Below are 15602 nucleotides of genomic sequence, written 5' to 3'. Positions count from 1 at the left end.
TCAGACTGCCTTCGTGTAGTCGGGTTCGTAGGAGCAGATGGCGTCCACCTTGGCGGCGGAGGATGAGGTCTCATCGAAACGGTAGTCGAGCCATTCGCCCACCAGCTTCTTGGCCAGTTCCAGGCCGATGACGCGCTGGCCCATGGTGAGGACCTGGGCGTTGTTGCTCAGCACGGACCGTTCCACGGAGTAGCCGTCGTGGGCGGTGACGGCGCGGATGCCGGGAACCTTGTTGGCTGCGATGGCCACGCCGAGGCCTGTGCCGCAGATCAGCAGCGCGCGGTCTGCCTCGCCGTCGGCCACCTTCCGGGCCGCGTCGACGGCGACGTGCGGGTACGCGGTCGAGTCGTTCGCCCCGACGCCCACGTCCACCACGGACGCCACGCGGCTGTCCGCTTCGAGCAGCGCCTTCAGCGCTTCCTTGTATTCGACGCCGGCTTCATCGTTGCCGATGACAATCCGCCATCCTGCCGCAGCGCTCTGGTTTGCGCTCATGCCTGTGCTCCATTTCCGGCCGCGGAGGCCAGTTGTGCATCGTGTAGGTCAGTCAGTTCGGAATCGAGGTAGTTCGAGATCCGGGCCGCGATCAGCCCGAAGGACACAGCGCCGGGATCGGGATGGCCCAGGCTCTTTTCTGCCAGGGGCCGTGCCCTGCCCTTGAGCGGCCGGAGCGAAGCGGTGGCGTCCGCGGCCTCCCGTGCGGATGCCGCTGCGGCGGCGAGGGCCGGGGCCACGGGAGTGCCGCCGTCGAACGCGGTCAGGAAGGTGTCCTTAAAGGGAAGCAGCGCGTCAACCATGGTCTTGTCCCCGGGTTCGGCCTTGCCGAGGGCGGTGATTGCGTCCACGAAGGCGGTGACGGCGGCCGCCGCGTCCTCGCCGCGGTACGCGTCCCTGTTGCCGAGCGCGAGGCCCGCGGCGATCACCGCGGATCCCCACAGGGCCCCGGAGGTTCCGCCGGCGCGTTCACTCCAGGCCTCCCCCGCGGCGGTGAGCACGCGTTCCACCGATGCCTCGGCCGCCGAGGCTTCCTGTGCCGCTGCGGCTGCCGCGTCCACGCCGCGGCGCATGCCGATGCCATGGTCGCCGTCGCCGGCGATCGCGTCCAGGTTGCCCAGTTCCTCTTCATGCTCGACGACGACCGCCTGCACCTGGGCGAGCACGGCGGCTGCCAGCCGGCCCAGGTCAGCTGCTGCCGCCGTCGTTTCTTCAGATGCTGCGGCCACGGCGTCTTCAGGTCCTGCCGGCTCGCGGCGTGCCCGCGGGGCGAGGTTGCCCTTGCGGAAGGCCGGGGTGTCGGCCGGGGCTGCCCAGAGCTGCTCGAGTTCGTCGTCCAGCCAGAGCAGGGTGAGGGAGAGCCCGGACATGTCCAGGCTGGTGACCAGCTCACCGCATTCCGGTTCCACCACGGTCAGGCCGGCCGCGGTCAGGAGCTTTTCGATCTTGCCGAACAGCAGGAACAGCTCGTCGTATTTGACCGTGCCCAGGCCGTTGACGATGGCCACCACGCGGCTTCCGGCGTCGTCGGGCTTGTCCGCGAGGAGCCGGGAGACGAGCAGTTCGGCGAGTTCGGAGGCGGTGGGCATGGGGTGTTCGGAGATCCCCGGTTCGCCGTGGATGCCCAGGCCCAGCGACATCTGGCCTGCCGGTACGTGGAACAGCGGTTCCGCGGCGCCGGGGAGGGTGCAGCCGTCGAAGGCCACGCCGAGGGAACGGGTGCGGTGGTTGGTGCGGATGGCGAGCCGCTCGACGGCGTCGAGGTCCAGTCCCGCTTCGGCTGCGGCGCCGGCGATCTTGAAGACTGTCAGGTCTCCTGCGATGCCGCGGCGCTTCCCGATCTGGTCCAGCGGGGCGCTGGCGATGTCGTCCGTGACGACGACAGTGCGGGTTTCGATGCCTTCCGCGTTGAGTCGCAGCTGTGCCTGGCCGAAGTGGAGCACGTCACCGGCATAATTGCCGTAGCTGAGCAGCACGCCGCCGCCGGCGTTGGCGGCTTTGGCAACCCGGTAGACCTGGCCGGCCGCCGGGGACGCGAACATGTTGCCGCAGGCGGAGCCGGTAGCGAGGCCCGGCCCCACCAGGCCGGCGAAGGCCGGATAGTGGCCGGACCCGCCGCCCACCACCAAAGCCACCTGGCCGGCCGGCACTTCGGTGGAGCGGACGACGCCGCCGTCCACCCGGGCGACGTACCCTCGGTTGGCAGCCACAAAGCCGTCCAGTGCCTCATCCGCGAAGTCAGCGGGGTTGTCGAAGATCTGGGTCATGGTTCCTCATTGAATCCGTATTGGGAAAGCGGTGGTGGGTTGCGAGGCCGGCTTCAGTAGGACCGGCACCGGCGCTGATTCAGCGTTAGACGCCGGCGAGTTCGACGGCGGACGGCTGCTGCCGTCCCTGGGCCACCTGGCTCCGGCCTAGCGCGTATCCGTCCGTCTTCGGGAGGACGTGGCGGCGCAGGTAGTCCTGGTTGCTGGCCGTCACGCTCAGGCCGTCTCCGCCGTAGTGTTCGGTGCAGAGGATGCCCTGGAAGCCAACGGAAAGTGCCAGTTTGAATGCCTCGCGGTAGTTGATGAGACCGCTTTCCATCGGAGCCGGCATGGTCACGTACATGTCGCGGGCTGCGTCCTCGTCCCGGATGTAGTTCTTCATGTGCCAGTAGTTGGAGTACGGCAGAGTTTTGGCCACCATCTCGCGCCAGTCCTCGATGGGCCGGTGGAGCCGGATGAGGTTGCCGAGGTCCGGGTTCAGGCCCACGTTTGAGAGGCCGATGTCCTGGACCAGCTGCACGGACGAATCCGCTGTGCCCAGGTAAGTGTCCTCGTACATTTCAAGCGAGAGCAGGACGCCTACTTCGGCGGCGTGCCGGCCGAGTTCGCGGAGACGCGTGACGGCGCTGCCCCAGGCTTCCTTGTCCCCCACCGGGTCCTTGTGGCCTTCTACCGTCCAGAACCAGAGCTGCTTCTGCTGCTCGGGCGTGATGGCCTGGTGGAGCCCGAAGGAGACAACTTCGCAGCCCAGCTCGGCGGCGGCGTCGATGGTGCGGTGGCTGTAGGCCAGGTTGGCTTCCCAGTTGCCTTCCTCGATGACGCTTCGGCGGATCGCGGAGATCACCGGGACGCCGATGCCGACGGCGTCAGCCGTCTGCTTGAACTCGGCGAGGCGCTCCTTGCTCAGGTCCCCGGGGCGCACCCAGCTGTCCGTGAGGTCCGCGTTGGCGAACCCGGCGTCCTTGACCTCGGTGAGGACGTCGGCCCAGGCCGAAGCGTCGGCGTCGTTGATCGGGGTTCCCTCGGCGTCGGTGCCCGGGAACTGCAGCAGGGCCGCGGTAATGGGCCAGTTCTCAGCTGTGTAGGCCATGATGTTCACTCCTTTGGGCAAATCCTGTTTCCTATAGGATTTACTATTGAAAGAGGGTTGTCAAGGGTCACACTTGGGTGGTGACGGCCCAACTAGGTAGCAGCAGGTGTCGTTTTGAGGCTCCAAAACGACACCTGCTGCTACTTAGTTGGGGTGCCGGGGTCAGCCTTCCGGGGCGTCGGCGATGGCACGTCCGCGGACCTTGCGGACGTGCTCAGCCATGGCAGCGGCTGCCTTCTCCGGCTCCCCCGTGGATAGCGCGTCCAGGACCGCCTGATGCTCGGCGATGGCGTTTTCAGCATCGGTGATGCCGACCCCGCCGAACAGCCGGAACCGCTGAACCTGGCCGCCCAGTGCAGCATAGGCGGCCACCATGAACTGGTTTCCGGTCTGCTCGGCGATGAGCCGGTGGAAGCGTTCGTCGGCTTCGAGATAGTCACGGAATTCGGCGAACGACGGCCCGCGCGGCGCCGTCTTCAGGTCCGCCACTGCCTGTTCCAACTGGGCGAGCCGTTCCGGGGTCAGCCGCGCACAGGCGAGCCGGGCGTTCACCGGTTCAATGGCGAGCCGGGCCTCCATAAGCTCGGCGAAGTCCTCGCGGGTGAAAACCGGCGCCACGCGGTAGCCCTTCAGGGCCACGCGGCGGACCATGCCGGTGTGCTCCAGTCGGGCCAGGGCTTCGCGGACCGGCGTGGGCGAAACATCGAGATCCCGGGCCGTTCCATCAATGCTGACGGTGGCGCCCGGCTCGAGCCGGCCATCCATCAGTGATTCCAGCAGCTCCTCGTAGACGTGGTCGGCCAGCACTTGGCGGCTCACAGGCCTGCCTTTGCGGGTGCCGGGACTGTTGATCTGGGACGGACGCTGCATGTTCAGATCCTATAGGGCTGGCACGAAGCAGCTCGCATGGACGCCGGTGGGAACGACAACGCGGGGTCACATCTGTCCGATAGCCTCAGGCCAAAGGACTCGATGCAACCCCGCGTTGTTATGTGTATCCGGGAGCTAAAAAGCTAGTTCCGGGACTCCTCGTAGAAGGGGTAGTCGGTGTAACCTGCTGCGCCCTCGCCGTAGAACGTGGCCTGGTCCGGCTCGTTGACCGGAAGGCCTTCGCGCCAGCGGCGGACGAGGTCGGGGTTGGCAATGGCAGGCCTGCCGACGACCACTGCGTCGGCGTGGCCGTCGGCAACCAGGGAGACGGCTTCGTCGCGCGTGGTGACCACACCGAACCCGGTGTTGATGAGGAACGCGCCGTTGAAGCGGGCCTTCAGGTCCTGGACCAGCTCGCCGGTTGGCTCCTTGTGCAGGATGCTCAGGTACGCCAGGTTGAGCGGGGCGATGGTGTCAACGAGGACCTCATAGGTTGCGCGGACATCGGCGGGGTCATTCTCCACTACCCCCTGGACTCCGTGTTCCGGTGAGATCCGGATTCCCACGCGGTTTCCGCCGAGCGCTTCGACGACGGCGTTGACGGTTTCAATGACGAACCGTGCCCGGTTCTCGGGTGACCCGCCATAGCTGTCCGTCCGGACGTTGGTGCTCGGCGCAAGGAATTCGTGCAGCAGGTAACCGTTGGCGGAGTGCAGCTCAACGCCGTCGAACCCTGCCTCGATGGCATTCCGTGACGCCGTCACGATTTCCTGGATCACCACGGCCACTTCATCGGTGGTCAACTCGTGCGGCACTGGATGTGCCTGCTTGCCCTTGTAGGTGCGCGTTTCAGCCTCGACGGCGATGGCGCTCGGCGCCACGACCTGATGGCCGCCGTTGATGTCCTCGTGGGAGACCCTGCCGCCGTGCATGATTTGGGCGAAGATGCGGCCGCCCTCGGCGTGGACGGCGTCCGTGACCTTCTTCCAGCCGGCAATCTGTTCAGCGGTGACGATGCCTGGCTGGCCCGGGTAGGACCGGCCGGCGGGCGCCGGGTAGGTGCCCTCGCTGACGATCAGGCCAAGGGACGCGCGCTGGCGATAGTGCTCAACAACGAGCGCCCCGGGCACGCCCTCCTGGCCGGTGCGCAGGCGGGTGAGTGGGGCCATGACCAGGCGGTTGGGCAGTTCGAGCTCGCCGAGAGTCAAAGGGGAAAACAACATGCGCGGTTCCTTTCGAAGCGGATGGGGTCCACTGTGCCCAACTGTGACGCGCGTGCAACTATTCCGGGTGAGAGCGGGATCACTAAGGATGCACGATGATCTTCACCGCCGTGTCATTGTGGTTGATGAGAGTATCGAAACCTTTGTCCACCAGATCCTCCAGGGCAATTCGTCCGGTGATGAAGGGTTTGAGATCCACTTTCCCTTCCTGGACCAGCTGAATGGCAGCCGCGTGGTCGCCGCGGTAGGCAATGGTTCCGCGCAGGTCGATTTCCTTGAGGACGATCTTTTGCATGTCCACGGTGGCCGGGCGGCCCCAGATGGATACGTTAACCACCACACCTGCGGGTTTCACGACGTCGAGCATGGAATCCAGCACGGCGTTCACGCCGGCGCACTCAAACGCTGCGTCCGCGCCTGATCCCCCGGTCAGTTCCAGTACACGCGCCTTGACGTCGTCAGAGCTTGGATCCAGCACATGATCCGCGACGCCCGATGACGTCGCCTTCTCTTTGCGGGCCGCGGACAGCTCGGTGACCACCGTGGTGATGCCCAGTCCCTTCAGGACCGCCGCCGTGAGCAGGCCGATGGGGCCGGCACCGCCGACGACGGCGACACTCCCGGCCGTGAGGCCGCTTCGGTTTACGGCGTGATGCGCCACAGCAAGGGGTTCGATGAGGGCGGCTTCATCGAGCGGAATGTCGCCGACGGGATGGACCCAGCGCGAGTCCACCACGATCTTTTCGCTGAGTCCCCCGCCGCCGCCTGCCAGGCCGATGAAGCCCATTTTGGTGCACAGGTTGTAATTCCCGTCTCTGCAGGGGCCGCATTCGTCGCAGACGAAGTACGGTTCCACCACTACGTTGTCTCCGACGGACAGCCCGCTGACTCCTTCACCAAGTTCTTCGATGGTGCCGGAAAACTCATGGCCCATGGTGACGGGGGCGGCCTCGTGCGAAAGCACCTGCGGATTGCCCGGCGGCGGGGTGAAAATGGGACCTTCGAGGAATTCGTGCAGGTCCGTACCGCAGATGCCGCACCAGGCGACTCCGATCTTTACTGCTCCCGGCCGGATCCCGGGCTCAGGAATGTCCTCGATGCGGAGATCTTTGCGGGCGTGGAACCGTGCTGCTTTCATGATGTTTTCGCCTTTGTGTTGCACTTCCGCGGCCGCACCCTGGGGCACGGCCGCGGACCGGTGGTTTGGTTGTGGTTGGCTGGGAGGTTTCAGCCGGCGGGCGGTCAGCGCGCGTGGTGCGTTGGCTGAAGCTCGTAGACCGGTGTTGGCAGACCCTCCATCCGGGCCTTCAGCTGAAGCGCCAGGTAGTTGGAGTAGTGGCGGCTCTGGTGCAGGTTCCCGCCGTGAATCCAGAGGTTCTCAACATTGGTGGGCTTCCACATGTTGCGCAGCTCGCCCTCCCACGGACCCGGATCCTTGGGCGTGTCCGAACCGTATCCCCAGCACTTGCCGACGGCGTCCGCCACCTCGGGCGAGACGAGGTCGGCCAGCCATCCATTCATGGAACCGTAGCCGGTGGCATAGATGATCACGTCGGCCTCGAGCTCCGCGCCGTTGTCCATGACCACGGCATTACCGGTGATTTTGCTGACCTGGCCATTCGCGAGCTTGACGCGTCCGTCGATGATCAGCTGCGAGGCGCCGACGTCGATGTAGTAGCCGGAACCGCGCCTCAGATACTTGAGGAAGAGACCGGAACCATCCACCCCGAAGTCCAGGTCGAAGCCGGCAGCCTCCAGTTGGGAGTAGAACCCGGCGTCTCGCTTGGCCATTTCCTGGTAAACGGGGATCTGGGCTTCCGGCAGGATCCGATACGGCAGGGATGCGAACAGAAGGTCGGCCTTCTCCGTGGTGACGCCGTTGGCGAGCGCTTTCTCCGAGTACAGGTCCCCGAGTGCAAGGTCCATCAGCGACTCGCTGCGGGCTATGTGCGTCGAGGACCGCTGGACCATGGTGACGTCCGCGCCGTGCTCCCACAGATCGGCGCAGATATCGTGCGCAGAGTTGTTGGATCCGATCACCACGGCCTTCTTGCCCGTCCAGTCTCCACCGCCCGGGTGCTTCGACGAGTGGTACTGCTGCCCCAGGAAGGACTCGGCGCCGTCGAACGTTGGGATGTTCGGGTAACCGGAGACGCCCAAGGCGAACACGAGCTGCTTGGGCCGCAAGGTGACCGGTTCGCCGTCGCGCATTACCTGAACGACCCACTCCTGGGACGCTTCATCGAAGCGGGCGTTGGTGCATTCGGTCCTGGACCAGTAATTCAGCTCCATGATCCGGGTGTAGTGCTCCAGCCAGTCGCCGATCTTGTCCTTGGCCGCGAAGACGGGCCAGTCGTCCGGGAACTTCATGTAGGGCAGGTGATCATACCAGACGGGGTCGTGCAGGTGGAGGGATTTGTAGCGGTTCCGCCATGAGTCGCCGGGCTTGTCGTTCTTCTCGATGATGATGGTGGGCACGCCGAGCCTGCGCAGCCGCGCACCGAGTCCGATCCCGCCCTGTCCCCCGCCGATGATCACGGTGTACGGCTGGTCTTCGTAACCGAGCTTTGCTGCTTCCTCCTCCCTGAGTTCCAGCCAGGATTTGCGGCCTTTCTCGATGCGGTGGGCCACGCCCTTCTCCCGGTTGGGACCCTTCTTCTCCTCGAAACCCTTGAGCTCCTGCATGGTGGTTAGCAGGGTCCAGCACTTGCCGTTCCGGAGCCGCAGGTGAGCATAGCCCCGCGCCTGGGCGGTTTCGAAGTTCACCCACGCCTCGGTGTTCGCTGCGTCTCCGGTGGCATCCTCGGCGAGTTCCCAGTTGCCGGGCTGAACGTCCGCCAGGGTCGCGTCCAGCATGCGTTCGATTTCCGCCTTGCCCTCCAGGGTTTTGAGGTTCCAGGTGAAGGATACGAAGTCGCGCCAGTACGAATCGTCCTCGAAAAGTTGCAGTGCGGCGTGGGTGTTGGTGCTGCGCAGCGCCTCATCGAACTGCGCCAGCCAAGCCTCCACGATGCCGTTTGGTGTCTCAGGCATGATTCCTCTTTCCGTTGCTTTCAGTGAGCCACTCCCGGTCCGCCTCGCCATGACCGCCCCGTGACCCGCATCACAAGTAAAAGGCCCCGAGGGTTACAATCGAGTGACACGGCCCTCCCCCTGTTCCTTCGAGCTGTCCGGCGTCGGAACTCCGGGGTCTCCGGGGAGTGGTCTCCGGATTTTGCCGGGCACGATTCGATGACGAGTTGGGAGATTGCGGATGAGGACGGGCACCGGCGCGGCCACCTATCTTCCCGACCTGAGGTTTACCGCGCCCGCGGAGTATGCCCGCACGCTGCGGAAAGCCCACGAAGCCACGATTTCGGGCAATCCTGATCCGTTCATTTCGCCGGGCATCATCAAGTCCTGGCAGCGTTCCCTGGCACTGGGAATTGACCCGGATCAACACCGCCCTGTTCACCGGCACGATGTGTCCGAGGCCCGCTCACTCAGCGCCGGGCACCGGCTGGCCTCCGTGATGCCGGCTTTGTCCCAGCTGCTGGCCGACGAGTCCGCCGCGGGCCGCCACCTCCTGATCGTCACGGACCGGCAGGGCGAGGTGCTGTGGCGGGTGGGCAGCCGGCAGGCGCTGCGGCTGGCCGATTCCCTCGAGTTCGTTGAGGGGGCCGACTGGTCCGAGTCCGGTGTCGGGACCAACGCCATCAGCGAGGCCCTGGTCACCGGCGCACCGGCGCAGTTGTTCAGCGCTGAACACCTGGTGCGCACGCATCACGACTGGGCCTGCACGGCGGCACCGATTCGCGATCCGTTCACGGGCGAGGTTGTGGGAGTGCTCGATGTGTCCGGCCCCTTCGAATCCGTCACGCCGGACAGCCTCCGGATGGTGCGCTGCGGCGTTCGGCTGGCGGAGGAGCTGTTGAAAACCGCCGGAACCCCGGCGTCCGGCCTACTCATGGGGCAGTCCGCCAGCGGGGTGCGTTCGACACTGATGCTGAGGTTGCTGGGTGACACGCCCAGCGCCGAGGTCGACGGCGGTGCCCGGCTCCCGCTGACTCTTCGCCGCGCAGAGATCCTGGCTCTGCTGTCGTCCCGGACCCAGGGGTGGAGCGCCGATGAACTGGCGTATCGGCTTCACGGCGAGGACGGCGCCGCCACGGCAATCAGGACAGAGATGCATCGAATCCGCAGCGTCCTGGGCAACGTGGTGGAACCCAACCCTTATCGTTTCTCTTCGGTCATCCGCGTCGTCACGGACGCATCCGTCGTCGCCGGCTACTTGCGCGAGGGCCGGGTGTTGGACGCCCTGGCCGCTTACCCTGCAAAGCTGCTCAACCGTTCAGCCAATCTGTCTGTTGAACTGATGCGGGACGAACTCAACGAAGCGGTGGGCGCGTCCGTCCGCGCGAGCGGGAATGCTGAGCTCATGATGCGATGGTGCGCGAGCGACATGGGAGCCTCCGATACCGAAGCAGCGTCGGCCATGGCGAGTCTCGTCGGGGCGGGCGATCCCCGCTACCAGTTGGTTCGCGCACGGATGGAGCGGGTGGATCGGGAGTTACAGGCATAGCTGGCGCCGATCCTGAACCTGCTGGCATCCTACGGAGCCGGCGACGCCACGCCTGGGCAGCCCGCGCCTTGCGGATTCCGGATGCAGTCGTCGGCATAGTTCCGGGTGACGGAGCGCCACACGCTGATCGCCTGCGGTGGGGCGTTGAACTGGCCTTGGCCGGGTATGGGTAGCGGGGGTCCGTTGTTGACTGAATATGTCCCCTGGAAATGAGTTGTGAGCACCACTTGGAAATCGCCGGTCTGGGTGTAGACGTGGCTGGTGCGGGTCTTCTCGCCCCACCGGTCCTGCGGGAGGGGCCCGCCCGCAAAGGGCGTTGGCCCAAGGCTGCTGCCGTCGCCGTACTTGTACGTGTACTCCTCAGGCGTTGCCACGATATGCACCTGCTGGCCGAGGATCGTTACATCGAACTGCTGCTCAGTCGCCTCCGCGAAAATGTTAGTCTCAGCGCCCCGCAGGGTGTGCGGGCTCGGCTGAACGGTCACTACAGCGGGCCTGATGGGGAGGTTTCGAAAGTCCGTCAGGATTCTCGCGGCGATTCTCGGCAAAAGGTCCTCCGGCTTTTGGTCATACAGGCACGACGGGCCATTTCCGTTTGGGTTCCAGTCAGTCCACGTGGGATTCGAGATCAATTTCGGAGCGACCTTCCAAATAACAGGGATGCCGGGCCTACCCCCTGGTTCACGGGGCGGGCATTCCATTTGTCCGGGCAAGCACGTTATGGCCAACGAATTGTCGTCAACTTGGCACTGGGGGTCAGCCCTGTATTGATTAGGATCCTCGCTGACAAACCCCGGAGGGGCTGGGACTAGGTCTCCAGTTTCTGAGTCCACAATCCAAGTGGCGGAGACATCGATTCCGCTCTCTTCATACCCCGCGGAAACACGGTCATCCTCATCCCCCTCGGCCGCTGAGGCTGTGCCGGGCAAGACCATCAACGTCGCGAAAAGCATCGCTGCATTCATCCATAGACGCGAATTCACTCGGCACTACCGAATCAATCCGAGGTCCGAGACCTTCCAAGAACCCGATTCGAAGACTGCGATCATGACTGATGCAGTGTTGGACGACGGCGTTGGGGGCTGCCCCACGCTTCCATCCGCATCGTAGTAGTCGATCTGATCCTGGATGCTCTGGATCTTCACTTGCTGCGATGGCGTCTCCGGCTTGAAGATCCCTGCAACAGATGGAGTCGACATCTTGCCGCCCGCTACCCATCTTCCTTTTGCATAAGCAGACTCCAAGCCCTGTCTAATACGAGTGCAAAACGCACAATTCGTTGACGTCATCGCCGACCATGTGGTCGTGTCCCCAGTTTCATACGCGTACGAAAGCGCCTCGTACCAGTACTTTGCGAAAGCCTCCAGCCCCTCCTTCGTCTCCGCCTTCGCCGCCTCGGGCAATACCGGAACTGGCACGTTTTCCGCTTTGCCCTTGGCATCGGCTGGCTTGTAGGCGGCGGACGCCGTGGGCGTGGGGCTCGGGGTGGCTGAGGCCGAAGCCGACACCGAACCCGATGCGGAAGGGTCTCCGCCCGGCGGATTACCGCCGCCATTGCACGCTGTCAGGACAAGAGCGGACGCAGCAAGGACTGCAGCCATGGAGTTGCGCGACCGAGATCGCGACCGAGTTAAGGACGAAGTGCGAGATGTCATGGGCAGCTATCCCCCCGATAGTTTTCAAGACGTCCGAGCCGCCCGCCGATAACCCCGGACGATTGTTAAAGGGTAACCGAGGTCACACTTTGAGGCTCAAAGTTATCCACAGCCACTGCCTCCGGTTCTACCACTCGGCGCACACGATAGGAAGTCACAGATAGCTCGGGCGGGAACTCACTCAGGCCGGAACTCAAGAGCCGGACCACAGGCCACGCGGCCAGGCGGCCAACCGGCCACAGGCCACGCAGCCACGCAGCCGGTTAGAGCCCTGCGCCGGATTTGCCGATCAATGCGGAACTGATCAGTCGGCCAATGCCGGGGATCCCTTCCAAACGGATCATGGTGCGGCGCGCCAGAGCGGCATAGGGCGTGGCGGGCACGAACCATCGAGCGGCGGAAACGCCCGCCCTTTGGCCTGCCAATGCCAAGGGCCTAATCCGTGTTTCGAAAGCATCGAGCGCCTGCCCAACGTCCCGCCGTTTCATCAGTTCATCTGCCAGAACGTAAGCCGCGGCCATTCCCAGGGAGGCTCCCTGGCCGGCGAGCAGGGACACCGCGGCGGCGGCATCGCCGAGGAGAACCACGCGGTTGGTGTGCCAGCCTGGCATCCTGATCTGCGCAACCTGGTCGTAGTAGAAATCCCGCGGGCACTGGCGGAGGACCGCCGGACAGATCCAGCCGAGGTTCCGGTATCTCGAACGGAGCATGGACTGGGGGTCATCGGGAAGGGCCTCGTCATCCGAACGGTGCACGGCCATTACAGTGATCCGGCCGTCCCTCAACCGGTAGAAAAACATGGCCTCGCCACAGGTGTCGGTGACCGCAAACCTGTCACCTACCTGAGCGGCAACGTCGCTGTCACGGAATGAATAGGCCCCCACATGGAAGCCAAGATAGTGAAAGAAATCTTCCTCCGGCCCGAAAGCCAGCTCCCTGACCACTGAGTGGATGCCGTCCGCACCGATGAGTACATCCGCGTCCAACACGGATGCATCGTCAAGCGTGGCCTTCACGGAGCCGTGGCTCTGCTGGACAGCCACCACCGTACTGCCGTAGCGCAGATCCACCCGGCGCGGCACGGCTTCGTGGATGGCCAGTTCCAGGTCAGGGCGCAGGACGCTCACGAACTCGCCCCTGGCCAGGCGGCTCAATTTCGCAACGGACAAAGTAGCCCGAGGGTTGCCCCACGTGTCGACATATTCCAGCCGTTCCACCCGGTAGCCCAGTTCCCGTATCCGGGGGACGATGCCCAACGAGTTTGCAGCCTGCCAGCCCGGACCAAAGAAATCGATCATGTTACCCTGCGGCCGCGGCCCCTCCGCCTGCTCCGCCACCACCACGTCCCACCCGGCACGGGCCAGGAACGCCGCAGCAGAGAGCCCACTGATCCCCGCCCCACAGATGATCGCCTTCATGGGTACACCCTCCCGCTCCAGCCGGACGCTTCGGGTGATTTGAAGACTTCGCGTCCGGCACTGCCAACGCTACGCCCGCCGCAAGGAAAGCACGCAACCAGCCACAGCATCCAGAACCCACCCCTTAAGACACTGGCCCTTGGCCGCCACTGGCGGAACAATGAGCCCATGATGTTCACACACGTAGACGGCAACCCCATTTTGAACCTTGACGATGATCAGTCCTGGAAGCTTCTCGAGGGCACACGGCACGGCCGGCTGGTGGTATCCGTGGCTGGCGAACCGGACATTTTCCCGGTCAATTACGCCGTGGGCGGCCGGAAGCTCTACCTCCGGACTGCTCCCGGGAACAAACTTGCGGAACTCACGATCAACTCCAAAGTCCTCTTTGAGGCGGACGGCATCCTGTCCGACGAGGCGTGGTCCGTGGTGCTTCGCGGAACAGCCCGCATCCTGGAGCAGTCCGCGGATATTGCGGCCGCAGAATCACTGGGCTTGAAATCTTGGGTCCCCACATTGAAGGACTTCTACGTCGAGATCGAGCCGGTCTCACTCAGCGGCAGGCACTTCCAGTTCGGCGAGCAGCCGGAGCGTGGTCTATAGGGCTCCCCGGCCCCAGCCACGCCGAACGAGGGCACCTAGACTTGAACTATGGTTGACCGGCTGACTCCAGAGGAGCGCAGCTGGAACATGTCCAGGATCCGGGGAAAGAACACCAAACCGGAATTGTTGGTTCGGAGCCTCCTGCATGCGAAAGGCTACCGCTACCGCCTGCATGGCCACGCCCGCGGTGGCAAACTTCCCGGCAACCCTGATCTGGTGTTCTCCGGACGGCAAAAGGTCATCTTCGTCAACGGCTGCTTCTGGCATTTCCACGACTGCAAGGCGGGGCAGACCTCTCCCACTGCGAACGCGGAATTCTGGGAGGCCAAACGGACGCGCACAAGGAACCGCGACGCCGAACAGCGCCGGCTGCTTGAGGCCTCCGGTTGGCAGGTACTCACCATCTGGGAATGCGAACTCAAGGACATTTCTGCCTTGGAACTGCAGCTGGAGCAGTTTCTCGCCTGAGGCGTGTGACGGGAGCCACTCCCGCATGAAATCCTCGCCAGACCTTGATGCAATCTTTGGGCAATCCTCGGACTCTTATTGATGCGGAGCCAGAAGGATGGATGCCGTTGCCCTCGGAATGAGGGAACTTGAATTTCATCTGAAGAGGCCCCTTTGCAGTCAGCGTTACTACCGGCCACCACGCGTGAGGCGGCCTGGCAACTGCGGATAGTCGTCCTCGTCCCTGCATACAACGAGTCCGGCTCCATCGGTGCCACCCTTGACGGCCTCATGGTGCAGTCCCGACCGGCGGACCGAATCGTCGTGATCCCCAACGGCTGTTCGGATTCAACCGCATGGGAGGCACGCAAGTACCCGGTCACGGTCATGGAACTGCCGCGGCTCGAACACCGCAAGTCCGAGGCGTTGAACCGGGCCTGGAACGAATTCGCCTACGACGCCGACGTGGTGATCTGCCTGGACGCGGACACTGTGCTGCCGGCCAACGCGCTGGCGGCCTGGGCGCAGGAATTTGCCGCGGCCGGGACCCGTGCCGAGAAGCCCCTGGGCGGGTCGTCGTCGAAATTCACCATGCAGGATCCCGGGGTGCTCAGCCGGCTGCAGAAGGCAGAGTTCGCGACATGGACCGACGTCGCGCTTCAACGCGGAAAGACGAGTGTCCTGGCCGGAACCGGGTGCGCCATCAACAACATCGTCCTGCGGCAGATCGCCGCCCGGGGTGACCGCGAGGGCCCTTGGGTCTATACCTCCCAGGTCGAAGACTTCGAGCTGACCTACCGCATCCGGGAACTCGGCTACATCTGCCAGGTCTCACCCGACGTCCGCGCCTATACGGACTCCATGAAGTCCCTGAAGGCACTGTGGGGCCAGCGAATGAAATGGCAGGTGGGCACCGTGGAGGACCTGCTCCAACTGGGTGTGAACCGGTTGACGCTGAGGGACTGGGGGCAGCAGGCCATGGGATTGCTGGGTGTGTTCCTCAAGTTCCTGTGGCTCGCCGTCATCGTCGCGTCACTGGTGCTCGGGGTGTTCCGGTTCGTCCTTTTCTGGTGGCTGGTGCCGATTCTTTTCGTGGCCCTGGACATCAAGCGGGCTTTGCGGATTCCCCACCGCGACTGGAAGGACATTGTGCTCGCAGCGTGCTTCTTCCCGCAGGAAGTATTCATGTGGGTCCGGTCCGGGTGGTTTATTGCCTCCTGGTGGGCCGTGCTCACAGGCAAGATCACCCGGCGGCGGATCGACCGCTGGGAAGCGCAATACACAGCAGAGGAAATCAACTAAACATGTACGGAATGAACGCTGCAATGCCCGCCTCGGGCGCAGGCGCCGCCTTGGCCTACACGGGCCTCAATGTGGGAGCGGGCCTGCTCACCGCCCTCGGCATCATGCTGATCGGAGTCGGGCTCCTGGCCCTCGCCCGTCGCAGCGGCAAGGTCCGCCCGTAGCGGTCGCC

Annotated in this window: 15 protein-coding genes; 5 read left to right on the top strand and 10 right to left on the bottom strand. The window is 64.4% G+C overall.

All coding sequences use genetic code 11. From position 1 onward, the window contains the following. From J2805_RS14120 to J2805_RS14090, 7 genes are all read right to left on the bottom strand, one after another. Complete coding sequence (locus tag J2805_RS14120; protein ID WP_309977246.1) at positions 1-495, bottom strand: ribose-5-phosphate isomerase; 495 nt, start codon at positions 493-495, stop codon at positions 1-3. After that, a complete protein-coding gene (gene dhaL, locus J2805_RS14115) occupies positions 492-2261 on the bottom strand; it encodes a dihydroxyacetone kinase subunit DhaL (protein ID WP_309977244.1) in 1770 nt (589 codons plus the stop codon). The genes J2805_RS14120 and dhaL overlap by 4 nt, the downstream gene beginning before the upstream one ends. A gap of 85 nt (positions 2262-2346) precedes the next feature. After that, on the bottom strand, positions 2347-3351 hold the full coding sequence (locus J2805_RS14110) for a sugar phosphate isomerase/epimerase family protein (RefSeq protein WP_309977242.1): 1005 nt from the start codon (positions 3349-3351) through the stop codon (positions 2347-2349). A 162-nt stretch (positions 3352-3513) separates the two neighbouring features. After that, positions 3514-4221 carry a GntR family transcriptional regulator gene (locus J2805_RS14105; protein WP_309977239.1) on the bottom strand — a complete coding sequence of 236 codons (708 nt, stop codon included), beginning with the start codon at positions 4219-4221 and terminating at the stop codon, positions 3514-3516. A gap of 143 nt (positions 4222-4364) precedes the next feature. Then, positions 4365-5444 (bottom strand): alkene reductase, encoded by a 1080-nt coding sequence (locus J2805_RS14100; protein WP_309977237.1) that lies wholly within the window; start codon positions 5442-5444, stop codon positions 4365-4367. An 82-nt stretch (positions 5445-5526) separates the two neighbouring features. Further along, the gene (locus J2805_RS14095; protein ID WP_309977235.1) at positions 5527-6582 is read right to left on the bottom strand and encodes a 2,3-butanediol dehydrogenase; all 1056 of its coding nucleotides are present in this window, start codon (positions 6580-6582) and stop codon (positions 5527-5529) included. A gap of 104 nt (positions 6583-6686) precedes the next feature. Next, positions 6687-8477: a flavin-containing monooxygenase gene (locus tag J2805_RS14090; protein ID WP_309977233.1), complete on the bottom strand. Its 1791-nt coding sequence runs from the start codon at positions 8475-8477 to the stop codon at positions 6687-6689. A gap of 220 nt (positions 8478-8697) precedes the next feature. Between J2805_RS14090 and J2805_RS14085 the strand changes: the two genes are divergently transcribed. After that, a complete protein-coding gene (locus tag J2805_RS14085) occupies positions 8698-10005 on the top strand; it encodes a helix-turn-helix domain-containing protein (protein ID WP_309977230.1) in 1308 nt (435 codons plus the stop codon). Positions 10006-10034: 29 nt separating this feature from the next. Here the strand turns inward: J2805_RS14085 and J2805_RS14080 are convergent, their stop codons facing one another. From J2805_RS14080 to J2805_RS14070, 3 genes are all read right to left on the bottom strand, one after another. Beyond that, positions 10035-10490 (bottom strand): hypothetical protein, encoded by a 456-nt coding sequence (locus J2805_RS14080; protein ID WP_309977227.1) that lies wholly within the window; start codon positions 10488-10490, stop codon positions 10035-10037. A 504-nt stretch (positions 10491-10994) separates the two neighbouring features. After that, entirely contained in the window at positions 10995-11606 is a 612-nt protein-coding gene (locus tag J2805_RS14075) for a DUF6318 family protein (protein WP_309977225.1), read from the bottom strand. A gap of 317 nt (positions 11607-11923) precedes the next feature. Beyond that, a complete protein-coding gene (locus tag J2805_RS14070) occupies positions 11924-13078 on the bottom strand; it encodes an FAD-dependent oxidoreductase (RefSeq protein WP_309977224.1) in 1155 nt (384 codons plus the stop codon). A 168-nt stretch (positions 13079-13246) separates the two neighbouring features. Here J2805_RS14070 and J2805_RS14065 point away from each other — a divergent pair, with 168 nt between their 5' ends. The 4 genes from J2805_RS14065 to J2805_RS14050 all read left to right on the top strand — a co-directional run bounded on the left by J2805_RS14065 (position 13247) and on the right by J2805_RS14050 (position 15594). Next, on the top strand, positions 13247-13681 hold the full coding sequence (locus J2805_RS14065) for a pyridoxamine 5'-phosphate oxidase family protein (RefSeq protein ID WP_309977221.1): 435 nt from the start codon (positions 13247-13249) through the stop codon (positions 13679-13681). Positions 13682-13729: 48 nt separating this feature from the next. Beyond that, positions 13730-14149: a very short patch repair endonuclease gene (locus tag J2805_RS14060; protein ID WP_309977219.1), complete on the top strand. Its 420-nt coding sequence runs from the start codon at positions 13730-13732 to the stop codon at positions 14147-14149. A 153-nt stretch (positions 14150-14302) separates the two neighbouring features. Next, a complete protein-coding gene (locus J2805_RS14055) occupies positions 14303-15430 on the top strand; it encodes a glycosyltransferase family 2 protein (RefSeq protein ID WP_309977216.1) in 1128 nt (375 codons plus the stop codon). An 11-nt stretch (positions 15431-15441) separates the two neighbouring features. Next, positions 15442-15594 (top strand): hypothetical protein, encoded by a 153-nt coding sequence (locus tag J2805_RS14050; protein ID WP_309977214.1) that lies wholly within the window; start codon positions 15442-15444, stop codon positions 15592-15594. Positions 15595-15602: the final 8 nt, after the last annotated feature.

Origin of the sequence: Arthrobacter oryzae, from assembly GCF_031454875.1 — a bacterium.
Classification (GTDB): Bacteria; Actinomycetota; Actinomycetes; order Actinomycetales; family Micrococcaceae; genus Arthrobacter; species Arthrobacter oryzae_D.
Note: the sequence above shows the minus strand (reverse complement) of the source record. Positions and strands in the feature narration are given on the sequence as shown.

Bases quoted from the DNA above. Each gene is read 5' to 3' on its own strand.
- J2805_RS14065 (WP_309977221.1), top strand. From the start codon at position 13,247: ATGATGTTCACACACGTAGACGGCAACCCCATTTTGAACCTTGACGAT.
- J2805_RS14085 (WP_309977230.1), top strand. From the start codon at position 8,698: ATGAGGACGGGCACCGGCGCGGCCACCTATCTTCCCGACCTGAGGTTT.
- J2805_RS14050 (WP_309977214.1), top strand. From the start codon at position 15,442: ATGAACGCTGCAATGCCCGCCTCGGGCGCAGGCGCCGCCTTGGCCTAC.
- J2805_RS14105 (WP_309977239.1), bottom strand. From the start codon at position 4,221: ATGCAGCGTCCGTCCCAGATCAACAGTCCCGGCACCCGCAAAGGCAGG.
- J2805_RS14095 (WP_309977235.1), bottom strand. From the start codon at position 6,582: ATGAAAGCAGCACGGTTCCACGCCCGCAAAGATCTCCGCATCGAGGAC.
- J2805_RS14100 (WP_309977237.1), bottom strand. From the start codon at position 5,444: ATGTTGTTTTCCCCTTTGACTCTCGGCGAGCTCGAACTGCCCAACCGC.
- dhaL (WP_309977244.1), bottom strand. From the start codon at position 2,261: ATGACCCAGATCTTCGACAACCCCGCTGACTTCGCGGATGAGGCACTG.
- J2805_RS14070 (WP_309977224.1), bottom strand. From the start codon at position 13,078: ATGAAGGCGATCATCTGTGGGGCGGGGATCAGTGGGCTCTCTGCTGCG.
- J2805_RS14060 (WP_309977219.1), top strand. From the start codon at position 13,730: ATGGTTGACCGGCTGACTCCAGAGGAGCGCAGCTGGAACATGTCCAGG.
- J2805_RS14075 (WP_309977225.1), bottom strand. From the start codon at position 11,606: ATGGCTGCAGTCCTTGCTGCGTCCGCTCTTGTCCTGACAGCGTGCAAT.
- J2805_RS14120 (WP_309977246.1), bottom strand. From the start codon at position 495: ATGAGCGCAAACCAGAGCGCTGCGGCAGGATGGCGGATTGTCATCGGC.
- J2805_RS14090 (WP_309977233.1), bottom strand. From the start codon at position 8,477: ATGCCTGAGACACCAAACGGCATCGTGGAGGCTTGGCTGGCGCAGTTC.
- J2805_RS14110 (WP_309977242.1), bottom strand. From the start codon at position 3,351: ATGGCCTACACAGCTGAGAACTGGCCCATTACCGCGGCCCTGCTGCAG.